This is a genomic window from Bradyrhizobium sp. SUTN9-2 (genome assembly GCF_003122645.1).
Classification (GTDB): Bacteria; Pseudomonadota; Alphaproteobacteria; order Rhizobiales; family Xanthobacteraceae; genus Bradyrhizobium; species Bradyrhizobium yuanmingense.
In genome coordinates this window covers 4462986-4474246 of the sequence record NZ_LAXE01000001.1, presented here as the reverse complement: position 1 = coordinate 4474246, position 11261 = coordinate 4462986, and the positions used below count along the sequence as shown (strand labels likewise).

12 protein-coding genes are annotated in these 11261 nt (G+C 65.6%); 5 read left to right on the top strand and 7 right to left on the bottom strand.

All coding sequences use genetic code 11. The features are described 5' to 3' along the window. Together XF30_RS20870 and XF30_RS20865 are read left to right on the top strand one after the other, a co-directional pair. Window positions 1-420: DUF2147 domain-containing protein (locus XF30_RS20870; RefSeq protein WP_146207803.1), on the top strand; the 420-nt coding region annotated here is incomplete at its 5' end. A 179-nt stretch (window positions 421-599) separates the two neighbouring features. Beyond that, a complete protein-coding gene (locus XF30_RS20865) occupies window positions 600-956 on the top strand; it encodes a hypothetical protein (RefSeq protein ID WP_192893205.1) in 357 nt (118 codons plus the stop codon). Window positions 957-1095: 139 nt separating this feature from the next. Here the strand turns inward: XF30_RS20865 and XF30_RS20860 are convergent, their stop codons facing one another. Together XF30_RS20860 and XF30_RS20855 are read right to left on the bottom strand one after the other, a co-directional pair. Further along, a complete protein-coding gene (locus XF30_RS20860; protein ID WP_036012436.1) occupies window positions 1096-1500 on the bottom strand; it encodes a (R)-mandelonitrile lyase in 405 nt (134 codons plus the stop codon). 23 nt (window positions 1501-1523) lie between these two features. Next, window positions 1524-2222 carry a ribonuclease activity regulator RraA gene (locus XF30_RS20855; RefSeq protein ID WP_036012452.1) on the bottom strand — a complete coding sequence of 233 codons (699 nt, stop codon included), beginning with the start codon at window positions 2220-2222 and terminating at the stop codon, window positions 1524-1526. Window positions 2223-2479: 257 nt separating this feature from the next. Between XF30_RS20855 and pxpB the strand changes: the two genes are divergently transcribed. From pxpB to XF30_RS20835, 3 genes are read left to right on the top strand one after another with little or no spacing between them, the layout of a single operon-like run. Continuing rightward, the gene (pxpB, locus tag XF30_RS20845) at window positions 2480-3211 is read left to right on the top strand and encodes a 5-oxoprolinase subunit PxpB (RefSeq protein WP_109143712.1); all 732 of its coding nucleotides are present in this window, start codon (window positions 2480-2482) and stop codon (window positions 3209-3211) included. After that, the gene (locus XF30_RS20840) at window positions 3208-4245 is read left to right on the top strand and encodes a 5-oxoprolinase subunit C family protein (RefSeq protein ID WP_109143711.1); all 1038 of its coding nucleotides are present in this window, start codon (window positions 3208-3210) and stop codon (window positions 4243-4245) included. Before pxpB ends, XF30_RS20840 begins: the two co-directional genes overlap by 4 nt. A 32-nt stretch (window positions 4246-4277) precedes the next feature. Continuing rightward, entirely contained in the window at window positions 4278-5048 is a 771-nt protein-coding gene (locus XF30_RS20835; RefSeq protein ID WP_109143710.1) for a LamB/YcsF family protein, read from the top strand. A 108-nt stretch (window positions 5049-5156) separates the two neighbouring features. Here XF30_RS20835 and XF30_RS20830 read toward each other — a convergent pair whose 3' ends face one another. From XF30_RS20830 to XF30_RS20810, 5 genes are all read right to left on the bottom strand, one after another. Beyond that, the gene (locus XF30_RS20830) at window positions 5157-5309 is read right to left on the bottom strand and encodes a hypothetical protein (RefSeq protein WP_036028094.1); all 153 of its coding nucleotides are present in this window, start codon (window positions 5307-5309) and stop codon (window positions 5157-5159) included. Window positions 5310-5534: 225 nt separating this feature from the next. Next, window positions 5535-7151: a sulfite reductase subunit alpha gene (locus XF30_RS20825; RefSeq protein ID WP_109143709.1), complete on the bottom strand. Its 1617-nt coding sequence runs from the start codon at window positions 7149-7151 to the stop codon at window positions 5535-5537. Next, complete coding sequence (locus XF30_RS20820) at window positions 7148-8932, bottom strand: NirA family protein (RefSeq protein WP_192893204.1); 1785 nt, start codon at window positions 8930-8932, stop codon at window positions 7148-7150. The genes XF30_RS20825 and XF30_RS20820 overlap by 4 nt, the downstream gene beginning before the upstream one ends. Before the next feature lie 334 nt (window positions 8933-9266). Continuing rightward, entirely contained in the window at window positions 9267-10430 is a 1164-nt protein-coding gene (locus XF30_RS20815) for a CmpA/NrtA family ABC transporter substrate-binding protein (protein ID WP_109143707.1), read from the bottom strand. Continuing rightward, window positions 10427-11017, bottom strand: coding sequence for an ANTAR domain-containing response regulator (locus XF30_RS20810; protein ID WP_036012463.1), 591 nt, complete (start codon window positions 11015-11017; stop codon window positions 10427-10429). Before XF30_RS20810 ends, XF30_RS20815 begins: the two co-directional genes overlap by 4 nt. Between the last annotated feature and the right edge of the window lie 244 nt (window positions 11018-11261).

Genomic DNA, 11261 nt, shown 5'->3' with positions numbered 1-11261 from the left:
CCCGCCCCTGCCGTGGCTGCGGCTCCGCCAGCCCCGCCTCCGCCACCTGCGCCTGCTCCCGCTCGCGTTCAGGCGGCCGCAGTGCCGCCTGCTCCTGCAACTGCGCCGACGCGCGACCTCAATTCGCCGGTCGGCGTCTGGCTCACCGAGGAGAAGGAAGGCAAGGTCCGCATCGAGCAATGCGGCACCAACCTCTGCGGCTATTCGGTCGACAGCAAGTCGAACCAGAACGGCGAGCAGGTGCTGATCAACATGAAGGCGGGCAAGGACCAGAAATGGTCGGGCCGCATCCTCGATCCCAACTCGGGCTCGACCTACGATTCGACGATCGCCATGAAGGGCACCGACCGGCTGCGCGTGCAGGGCTGCGCCTTCGGCGGCATGTTCTGCGGCGGCCAGACCTGGACGCGGGTGAACTGAGATCCGCCTGATCGTTCTTACGCAGACAAGGGGCCCGCGATGCGGGTCCCTTTGCTTTTGCGCCCTGCCGTGCCGGCGTGCGCAGGCTCACACAGCCCCCTGCGCACGTGACAGCCCTCACATCGCCGGTTCCGCACGCGTGTCACGGTCCCCCGCATGGTCAACCACAGGGGCGTGTCATGAACGTGTTTCGCAAGGCTCTATTCGCCACCGCCGTCGTCATCGCTGTCCCGCTCGCGCCGGCCGACGCTGCGACAAGCACGTTCGATGGCGCGTGGAACGTCCGCATCGCGTCATCAAGCCAGGCCTGCGGCAACGGTGCGACTGTCTCCATCGGCATCAATAATGGCCAGATCGCCTCGAGCAGCGCCGCAGTGACGGCGTCGGGGCGCGTCGCCGATGCCGGCAACATCAAGGTCACCCTGAGCACCGGCATCAAGCGTGCCGTTGGCTTCGGCCGGCTCAGCGGCGCGTCCGGCTCCGGCACCTGGCGCGGCGCCATGTGCACGGGCACGTGGACCGCGGAGAAGATTTAGGTGCCGTGTCCCGGACAAGCGGCAGCGCGAAGCGTTGCCGCGCAGAGCCGGGACCCAGTGCTCTCAGTGGGTCGAAGATCTGGGTCCCGGATCGGCGACGCATCGCCTTGGGCGATGCGTCTTGTCCGGGACACGAGAGTCAGCCCACCGCCGCGCCATACTCCGCGTCGGTGACCGGCTCCAGCCAGGTCGAGTAGACGCCGTCGAGCGCTTCCTGCATGGCGATGTGGCACATGCCGTTGGTCGGCGATGCGCCGTGCCAGTGCACTTCACCCGGCGGAATCCAGACGGTGTCGCCGGGACGGATTTCCTGGACCGGGCCGCCCTTGGTCTGAACGCGGCCGACGCCCGAGATCACGTAGAGCGTCTGCCCGAGCGGATGGTGGTGCCAGTTGGTGCGCGCGCCCGGCTCGAATGCGACGCGCGAGACGTTCAGCCGTGCAGGCGCCGGCGCCATGTTGATGGGGTCCTGCCACACGGTGCCGGTGAAGTGTTCCTTCGGCGCGCGGCGGGTCGGCCGCGTGCCGGCGAGCGTGATGTCCATGAGGGTCCTCGTTCCTTTGTCCGTTACTTCTTGCTGGCGGCGTAGCGCGCCTTGGTTTCGGCGTTCATGGGATAGAGGCCCGGCAGCACCGCGCCGTTGTTCACCTCGTTGACGATCCAGGCTTCCATCCGCTCCTGCTCGACGCCCTCATTGAGGACATGATCGAGCATCGCCTGCGGGATCAGCACGCAGCCGTCCTGGTCGGCGACCACGATGTCGTTCGGGAAGACGGCAACGCCGCCGCAGCCGATCGGTTCGCCCCAGCCGACGAAAGTGAGGCCTGCAACCGACGGCGGCGCGGCATAGCCGTCGCACCAAACCGGCAAATTGGTGCCAAGCACGCCCTCGACGTCACGCACCACGCCGTCGGTGACAAGCGCGGTGACGCCGCGCTTGACCATGCGCGCGCAAAGGATGTCGCCGAAGATGCCGGCATCGGTGATGCCCATGGCATCGACCACGGCGATGCAGCCCTCCGGCATCGCCTCGATCGCGGTGCGGGTCGAGATCGGCGACGACCAGGATTCCGGCGTCGCCAGATCCTCGCGCGCCGGCACGAAGCGCAGCGTGAAGGCCGGTCCCACCAGCCGCGGCAGGCCCGGCCGCAACGGACGCGCGCCGCGCATCCACACATTGCGCAGGCCCTTCTTCAGCAGGACCGTGGTGATGGTGGCGGTGGTGATGCCGGCGAGGGTCTTGCGGGCTTCGGGGGACAGCGACATGGACGAGAACGAGCTCCAAGGTGCGGGACAGAACGCGCGCATCTTGCGAGCCGCGAGCTTTGCGTCAAGGGCCAAGAGGCTAGCAATTACGCAGGGCCGCAGCGCCGTTATGCGATGCGATAACAAGGCTTTATCGCTTCCCCTTGCATTAATTTATTGGACTTGCGGGCACATTTACGCGAAGCAGGGACAAGCGGAACTCAAGGTCGAGCCCGCATTCCCGAGAAGCCCGATTACGACAGCGCTCTGACAGCTCAATGGCCGCGACGCTTCCCCCGCCCCGCCTTCTGCCCAGCGGCGACAGTGCCGTCACGGTCGAGTTCAGCCGCACCATCGACGACGATGCCAACCAGCGCGTGCTGGCGCTCGACAAGGCGCTCGCTGCGACACCCATCGACGGCATCACCGAGACGGTGCCGACCTATCGCTCGCTGCTGGTCCATTACGATCCCGGCGAGATCGGCTTTGAGGCGCTGGGCGAAAAGATCCTCCCGATCGCCACCCGGCCGCTGCCGCCGGTCACCAAAGCGCGCCGCTGGCGCGTTCCGGTCGCCTATGGCGGCGAGCACGGCATCGACCTCGAGGACGTCGCCAAGACGTTGGGCACCACGCCGGATGACATCGTCATCAGGCATTCGGGCGGCGACTATAAAGTCGCCATGATCGGCTTCACGCCGGGCTGGTCCTATCTCAGCGGTCTCGACAAATTCCTGCACATGTCGCGGCGGCAATCGCCACGGCTGCTGACGCCATCAGGCACGATCTCGATCGGCGGCGTTCAGGCCGGCATCCAGTGCCTGGCCGCCCCGAGCGGCTGGCACCTGCTCGGCCGCACCCCGGTGCGAACCTATCAGCTCCACCGCAATCCGACCTTCCTCACCGAGCCCGGTGACCGCGTCACGTTCTACCCGATCGACCACAAGACATTCGAGGACATGGACCGCGCTGCGGAAGCCGGCGAGATCGTCGCCGAGCAGGTGGACGCATGAGCCGGCTCGTCGTTGCCAGCATCGGCCCTGCCAGCTCGGTCCAGGACGGCGGCCGCCACGGCGCGCAGCGCTACGGCTTGACCGTGAGCGGAGCGATGGACCAGCTGTCGCTTGCGGCGGCGAACACGCTGGTCGGCAACGAGCCGTTCGCGGCCGCCATCGAGATCGGCCCGTTCGGTGCCTCCTTCACCGCTCGCGACGGCGCCGTGCGCGTGGCGATATCGGGCGCGCCGCGCAATGCGGACATCGCCGGCAGCCCGGTCGCGATGGACACCTCGGTGACGCTCAAGGATGGCGAGACGCTGACGCTCGGCTTTGCCCGCGGCGGCGCCTTCACCTATCTCGCGATCGAAGGCGCCATCAAGGGCGAGGCAGTGTTCGGCAGTCTCGCCGTGAATGCCCGCGCCGGCCTCGGCAGCCCCTACCCACGCCCGCTCCAGGCCGGCGACGAATTCACTGTGGATGCCGCGAGCGGTGCACCGGAGCTGCGCATCGAGCTGCCGAAGCCGGCGAGCGGTCCGATCCGCGTGCTGCTGGGGCCTCAGGACGACGAATTCGACGACGCCAACAAGGCGCTGTTCCTGGATAGCGAATGGAAGATCTCGGCGACCTCCGACCGCATGGGGTACCGGCTCGAAGGCCCTGCGATCAAGCATCTCCACGGCCACAACATCGTCTCCGACGGCACGGTCAACGGCAGCATCCAGGTGCCCGGCAACGGCGCGCCGATCGCGCTGATGATGGATCGCGGCACCTCCGGCGGCTATCCGAAGATCGCAACCGTGATCACGGCCGATATCGGCCGCCTCGCCCAAACCTCGGCAGGAACCGCGTTCCGTTTCAAGGCGGTCAGCATGGCCGAAGCGCAGGACGAGGCGCGCAAGTTCGCGCAAGCGATCCGCAGCCTGCCCGATCGCCTGCGCTCCTCCGACATCGTCGCCCTCAACATCGAGGCGCTCAGCGATGCTAACGTGGCGGGCTATGCGGTGAGCGCGGTCGATGCCGGGACGTGGCAGGTCACGGCGGAGCCGTAAGCGACAACAAGACCAGAGGCGGAGAGCAACCCATGAAAACAGTCGATCTGAATTGCGACCTCGGCGAAGGTTTTGGCGCGTGGGAGATGGGCAACGACGCCGCGATGATCGAGCTGGCAAGCTCGGTCAACGTCGCCTGCGGCTTCCATGCCGGCGACCCCGACATCATGCGCCGGACGGTGGAGCTTGCGAAGGCGCGCGGCGTCTCGGTCGGCGCGCATCCCGGCTATCGCGACCTGCACGGCTTCGGCCGGCATCCGATCGCAGGGCTCAAGGCCTCCGAGATCGAGAACCTCGTCGCCTATCAGATCGGCGCGTTGCAGGCGATCGCGATTGCGGCCGGCTACAAGGTCACCCATGTGAAGGCGCACGGCGCGCTCTCCAACGTCGCCTGCGAGGACGACATGACGGCGAAGGCGATCGCCGCCGGCATCAAGGCGGTGGATCCCAGCCTGATCTTCGTCGTGCTCGCCAATTCGAAGCTGGTGAAGGCCGGCGAAGACGCCAACCTGCCGATGGTGCACGAGGTGTTCGCCGACCGCGCCTATGAGGATGACGGCAACCTCGTCTCACGCAAGAAGCCCGGCGCGGTGCTGCACGATGCCAAGGCGATCGCCGACCGCGTCGTGCGCATGGTGCAGGACGGCGCGGTGGTGTCGGTCACAGGCAAGGTCATCAAGATGCGCACGGATACGGTCTGCATCCATGGCGACACGCCCGGCGCGGTCGAGATCGCACGCGGCGTGCGGCAGGCGTTGAAGGCTGCGGGGATCGAGGTGGCGCCGTTCAAGCGCGGAGCGTGAGCAGGGTGGGTGTCGTAGGGTGGATTAGCGAAGCGTAATCCACCTCTTCTGCTGCAGCCATACAAGTGGTGGGTTACGCCTTCGGCTAACCCACCCTACGCAGACACATCAAAACGGATGCACCGACAGCGTCCCGAACACGATCGCCGCGATCACCGCAAACGCGCTGTACATCGCAACGTGGTGCATGCTCGCCCCGGTCCGGCGCGAGAGCGAGCGCGCGTAGAAGTGCAGCCTGGCTTCCGCCGATAGTTCGCGCATGGTCGATCTCCAACGCCCCATTTGCGGGAGTATGAAGGATCAACCAGGGCGCGAGGCAAGACGGTGGCGGAAATAGCGATGGGGGTTCTCCGGAGGCCCCCCATCGCAGGTGCAAATTCTCTTCACCAGCAGGTTCCGAGAATCTTATTCGTTAGAATCGAAGCCAGTTGGAACCGGGACGGATGACAATCGGATGACGCCCAACCCCGAGAGGGAGTCGTCCGACTAATACACGTCAGCCTGGAAGCGGCCGGTCTTCTTGAGTTCGGCGACGAAGCTGACGGCCTCATCGGTCGAACGTGCCCCGAACTGGGCGACGATGTCGACCAGCGCGCGCTCGACGTCCTTGGCCATGCGCTTGGCATCGCCGCAGATGTAGAGATGCGCGCCCTCGGCGAGCCAGGTCCACAATTCGCGGCCGACCTCGCGCATGCGGTCCTGCACGTAAAACTTCTTCTCGCCGTCGCGCGACCAGGCCAGCGACAGGCGCGTCAGAAGCCCGGAGGTCTTCATGGCGTTGAGCTCGTCCTGATAGAAGAAATCGCAATCGCTGCGCTGATGGCCGAAGAACAGCCAGTTCTTGCCGGGCGCGCCGGTCGCCTTGCGGTCGAACAGGAAGGCGCGGAACGGCGCGATGCCGGTGCCGGGACCGACCATGATGATCGGCGTCTTCGGGTCTTGCGGCAGGCCGAAATTGTGCGCCTTCTGCACATAGACCTTGAGCTTCTCGCCTTCGTTGATCCGCTCGCCGAGGAAGGTCGAGGCGACGCCGAGCCGCTTGCGCTTGCCGATGACGTAGCGCACCGAGTCCACCGTCAGTGACAGCTTTCCCGGCGTCGCATTGTGCGAGGACGAGATCGAGTAGAGCCGCGGCTGCAGCGGCTCCAGCGCCTCGACGAAGGCCTCGGGATGCGGCCGCGTGCCGGAAAACTTCTGCAGTGCCGCCATCACGTCGAGCGTCGCGGCATCCCCATCGGGATCCTCTCCCTGCGCCAGCGCCCGCGCCTTCTCGCGCTGCGCGCCGCCGGTGATGAAGGAGATCAGCTCGAACAGCGTGTCGGGCGCCGGCGACAGCGAGACGTCGTCGATCAGCACCTCGCGCAACGTCTTGCCGTTGACTTTGGTCGTGTGGGAGGCGCCGAGCAGCGCGATGATCTGGTCGACGAGGCCGACGTCGTTGCGCGGGAAGACGCCAAAACTGTCACCAACCACATAGTCGAGCTTGCCCTCGGAGAGATCGAACTCGATGTGATAGGTCTCCTTCTCCGACTTGCCCTTGTTGAGAAGACGGCGCGACAGGAAGGTCGCCTGGATCGGATTGTCCCGCGAGCGGCCGGGCTCTGCGATCGTCACGGTCACAGCCGGCGCCGGAGCGCCGGCCTTGTCGGTGGTCTTGTCGGTGGTCTTGGCCGCGGGCGCCTTGTCGAGCTCCTCGTACAGCGATTTCAGCATCCGCGCGGTTTCCTTGCCGCCGGGGACGCACAGATTGAGCCGCGCTTCGCTACGGCTCGCGATTGCTTCCGAATAATCGTGGCAATTGTAGCCGCACTGGCCGCAATCCTGCTGTGCCATCGCCGCCATCATCTTGCGGCGCAAGGGACGGCCTTCGGCAAGCTTCATCCGCTCGGCGATCGGCATGGTCTGGTCATGCCACGGCGCTTCGCCGTCGTCGCCGTCACCGGCCTGCATGACGGCGGCGCCCTGCTCTGCCGACAGCGGCGTTGCGACGTCAGGCGACAAAAGCCCGGCAAAGAAGCCGTTCAGCCAGGAGCGCTGCGCATCCGAGAACGGGGCGCTGGCGGGGATGATATCGAGTTTCGGCGGAGGCGTGATCTGGTTCATGCGGACACCTGTGCATCGGCAAGCTTGCGCAGCGTTTCGCCGTCATGGCGGCGCGCGAAGGAGAGGAAGGTTTCGTCGGGCGAGGCGCGATGGGCGAGATAGGCCTTGAGCAGCGCCTCGACCGTCTTCGGTGCGTCCTCGGCCTTGAGGTCGTGATAGACCTCCTGCCCGACATCGGCATCGGGACCGAATCCGCCCCCGGTGAAGAGGTGATAGCCCTCGACAGTGTCCTCCTCATTGATCGGCACGCGCGCGCCGATCAAGCCGATGTCGCTGATGTAATGCTGCGCGCAGGAATGATGGCAGCCGGTCAGGTGGATGTTCACCGGCTTGTCCATGGCGACGCGCGGCTCACACCAGTCGCCGATCTCGGCGGCATTGCGCTTGGTGTTGGACGCTGCGAAGCGGCAGCCGGCATTGCCGGTGCAGGCGATCAGGCCGGCGCGGATGTGCGAGGCCTCGACCGCGAGCCCGATCTGCTTGATGGCGGCAGAGGCGAGCTCGACATTCTCGTCGCGCACGCCCGAGATCAACAGGTTCTGCCAGACCGTGAGCCGGATCTCGCCGTCACCGAGATCTTGCGCCACCTTGGCGAGGCCCCGCATCTGATCGGAGGTGAGCTTGCCGAGCGTGAGCGATACGCCAATCCAGTTGAGGCCGTCCTGCTTCTGCTTGTGCACGCCGATATGTGCCATGCGATCCGCCGCGGGACGCGGCGCGAACGCCTCTTCCGGCACGCGCGTGAACGGCGTCTTCAACCGCTCCTCGACCAGCTTGAGGAAGCGGTCATGGCCCATCGCGTCGAGCACGTATTTAAGCCGTGCCTTGTTGCGGTTGGTGCGGTCGCCATGCTCGATGAACACGCGCACGATGGCGTCGGCGACGGCGGTCGCCTGCTCCGGCTTGACGATGATGCCGGAATATTTCGCAAAGTCTTTGTGACCGGTGATGCCGCCGAGGCCGAGCCGGAACCAGACGCCGGGCTCGACGCCGAAACCGTCCTTTACCTCATAGGCCGTGAAGGCGATGTCGTTGGTCTCTTCAAGCACCGCGATCCGGCCGGCGCCGTCGAAGGCGACGTTGAACTTGCGCGGCAAACCGTAGAGCGAGCGGTCGTTGAGGATGTGGTAGTGCCACTCGCGGGCATAGGGCCGCGTGTCGATGATTTCCTGCGGATCGATGCCGGCGGTCGGCGTTCCCGTCACGTTGCGGATGTTGTCGGCGCCGGAGCCGCGCGAGCACAGGCCGAGCTCCTGGATGCCCTCGATCATTCTGATCGCGTGCTTCGGCGGGATCTCGCGCAGCTGGAGATTGGCGCGCGTCGTCACGTGGCTGTAGGGGCCGCAGAGCTCGTCGGCGAGATCGGCAAGGCCCGACAGCTGCCAATGCTTCATGATGCCGTTCGGGATGCGCAGGCGGCACATGTAGGAGTCCTGCGTCGGCGCGACGTAGAAGATGCCGTAATAGCGCCAGCGGAAATTGTCCGCCGGGCTCGGCGGGGTGTTGTCGAGCGCCTGCTGGCGAAGCCGCGGATAGGCGTCGAAGGGATGCTCGTCGCGCTTGAACTTCTCCTGATCGGCGAGCTTCTTGCCCGACGCGATCACCTTGTCCTGCGCCTTGATGTGCACGGCATCGGGACCCACAGGCTCGGCATTCGCCTTGCCGCTGCCGCCACCACCAAGGCCGCGGCCGACGCGGCTGATCTGCAGGCCGGTCGTGAAGCCTTCGAGATAGCGTTTCTGCTCGTCGGTAAAGTCGACTGAGACCGTATCGATTTTCATGGTGTGTAACGAAGCTCCTGCGGCCACCTTCGGTGGCTTCGACGGATTGCGCGACCCGCGAGGAACGTCAGGCTGGCTCAGGAGCCGGCTTTGTTACTCACGGTCCGATCAGCTTCGTTGCTGCGGGACTTGGCTCAGCAGGCACCTATGACAAGCTGGCCGCAGCGCAACATTCAAGTTGCGTGCCAGCTTGGTCGAAATAAAAACCAATGAAGTTTCAAATAATTAGGATGGAACCCGGAAACTGCTGGCTTGGGAACTCTCCCGAAATACGAGCAGCCAGCTCAAACATTAGCCAAGGATCTTAGATGCTCAAAAGCGAAGCAACCGCGAATCAGGCCCTCCAGCGCCCGACCCCGAAGGCCTCGAGATGCCCGCGGATATCGGCGGGGTCGAAGGCCGGACCGGCAAAGGCGCCGAACGCTGCGGGAGCCTCAAGCGGCGCCCTGTTGCCGAGCGCCGCGTCGTAGAGATCGGGCCTGAACACCGCCATCGCCGTCTTGACCCCGTCGGGGGTGAGCGCCGTCTGGCCCCAACGCACCATCTGCGCATAGAGCCAGGCGGCCTGGACCGGATCGGGCCGCCCTGCCCCTTCGCGTCCGACCAGCAGGTAGCGGCCGCTTTCGCGGAAGGTGCCATCGGGCGAGATCTTCAGGCGCCCCGTCAGGGTGCGTTGGATGACCTCGGCGTCGACGCCGATCCGTTCGGGTTGGGCCAGGATCTGCGCCGCCTCGGTCCGGTTCTCGGGATGCTCGATGAACTCGGCGGCCTTCACGGCTGCCCGCACCAGGGCTGCGACCACGTCCGGGTTCTTGTCGGCAAAGGTCTGGCGGATTGCCAGCACCTTCTCCGCCGCACGGACCAGAATGTCGGCGACGAAATGCAGGATATGGCCGATGCCGAGATCGACCGCGACCGAGTTCCAGGGCGCGCCGACGCAGAACGCATCGACATGGCCGTTCTTGAGGCTGTCGACCATATAGGGCGGCGGCAGCACCACGAGGCGCACGTCCTCGTCAGGATCGACGCCCGCCGCCGCCATCCAGAACCGCAATTGATAATTGTGGGTGGAGAACGGGAAGGTCATGCCGAAGGTGAGCGGCTCGGCCCCTGCCTTGCGGCGCTTGGCAACCACCTTCGCCAGCGCGTTCGCCGTCGCCATCGGGTCGAAGCGATCGCCGTCGATCTCCTCCATCAGCGCGGCATGGAGCGCCGGCGACACCGTGATGGCATTGCCGTTGATGCCGAGATTGAAGGCCGCGGCGATCGGCACCTTGACGTGACCGAGGCCGAGCGAGGACGCGATCGCCACCGGCGCGAGCAGATGCGCGGCATCGAACAGGCCGATATTGAGCTTGTCGCGGACGTTGGACCAGGAGACCTCGCGCACCAGCTCGACCTCGAGCCCCTCGGCGGCGGCAAAGCCCTTGTCGACCGCGACGATCAGCGCGGCGGCATCGACCAGCGGAATGAACCCGATGCGGAGGGGGACGGTCATTTCAGCATCTCCGACGCGGTGATGATCGACTGCGCGATCTCGCCGATTTTCTTCTTCTCGCGCATCGCGGTGGAGCGCAGCAGCACATAGGCCTCGTCCTCGGTCAGGCCCTTCACCTTCATCAGAATGCCCTTGGCGCGCTCGATGATCTTGCGGTCCTCGAGCTGCGACTTGGTGCGCTCCAGTTCCTCCTGGAGCTTGGCAAAGGCGTTGAAACGGGACACGCAAAGGTCGAGGATCGGCTTGATGCGCTCCTTCTTCAGCCCGTCGACGATATAGGCCGACACCCCCGCCTCGACCGAGGCCTGGATCGAGGCTGAATCGCTCTGGTCGACGAACATGGCGACCGGCCGCTTCACCGCGCGGCTGACCTGGAACATCGCCTCCAGCACGTCGCGGCTGGGGTTTTCGAGATCGATCACGATGATGTCGGGGTCCGCCGCATAAATACGGGCCAGCAGGCTCTGCATCTCGCTGATATGGACGACCTGGGTGAACCCGGCCTCGCGCAATCCCTCCTCCAGGATCGCGGCCCGGATCGGGCTTTCGTCGACGATCACGATTTTGGGCGACTGTTCGGCGCTCATGGCTCACTCGCGGCAGCTGATTCATCCATAGCACGCCGGATCGCCCTGCAAAGGGTTGTAATTATGGGCAATTGGGACTAGCTCAGGCCGGTCAATCAGGCAGATTAGATATGGATCAGACGGCTGCGCCCAAGGTCAGCTTCGGGTCGCTCGGGCGTCCCTGACACGACGAATGTAAACTCTCCGTGCCGCCCTCCCGCAAGAAAACGCTCGCGCAGCCTTCAGCTGCGAAGCAGAACTCATG

Coding starts and splice junctions, on each gene's coding strand:
- XF30_RS20865 (WP_192893205.1), top strand. CDS start 600: ATGAACGTGTTTCGCAAGGCTCTATTCGCCACCGCCGTCGTCATCGCT.
- XF30_RS20860 (WP_036012436.1), bottom strand. CDS start 1,500: ATGGACATCACGCTCGCCGGCACGCGGCCGACCCGCCGCGCGCCGAAG.
- XF30_RS20855 (WP_036012452.1), bottom strand. CDS start 2,222: ATGTCGCTGTCCCCCGAAGCCCGCAAGACCCTCGCCGGCATCACCACC.
- pxpB (WP_109143712.1), top strand. CDS start 2,480: ATGGCCGCGACGCTTCCCCCGCCCCGCCTTCTGCCCAGCGGCGACAGT.
- XF30_RS20840 (WP_109143711.1), top strand. CDS start 3,208: ATGAGCCGGCTCGTCGTTGCCAGCATCGGCCCTGCCAGCTCGGTCCAG.
- XF30_RS20835 (WP_109143710.1), top strand. CDS start 4,278: ATGAAAACAGTCGATCTGAATTGCGACCTCGGCGAAGGTTTTGGCGCG.
- XF30_RS20830 (WP_036028094.1), bottom strand. CDS start 5,309: ATGCGCGAACTATCGGCGGAAGCCAGGCTGCACTTCTACGCGCGCTCG.
- XF30_RS20825 (WP_109143709.1), bottom strand. CDS start 7,151: ATGAACCAGATCACGCCTCCGCCGAAACTCGATATCATCCCCGCCAGC.
- XF30_RS20820 (WP_192893204.1), bottom strand. CDS start 8,932: ATGAAAATCGATACGGTCTCAGTCGACTTTACCGACGAGCAGAAACGC.
- XF30_RS20815 (WP_109143707.1), bottom strand. CDS start 10,430: ATGACCGTCCCCCTCCGCATCGGGTTCATTCCGCTGGTCGATGCCGCC.
- XF30_RS20810 (WP_036012463.1), bottom strand. CDS start 11,017: ATGAGCGCCGAACAGTCGCCCAAAATCGTGATCGTCGACGAAAGCCCG.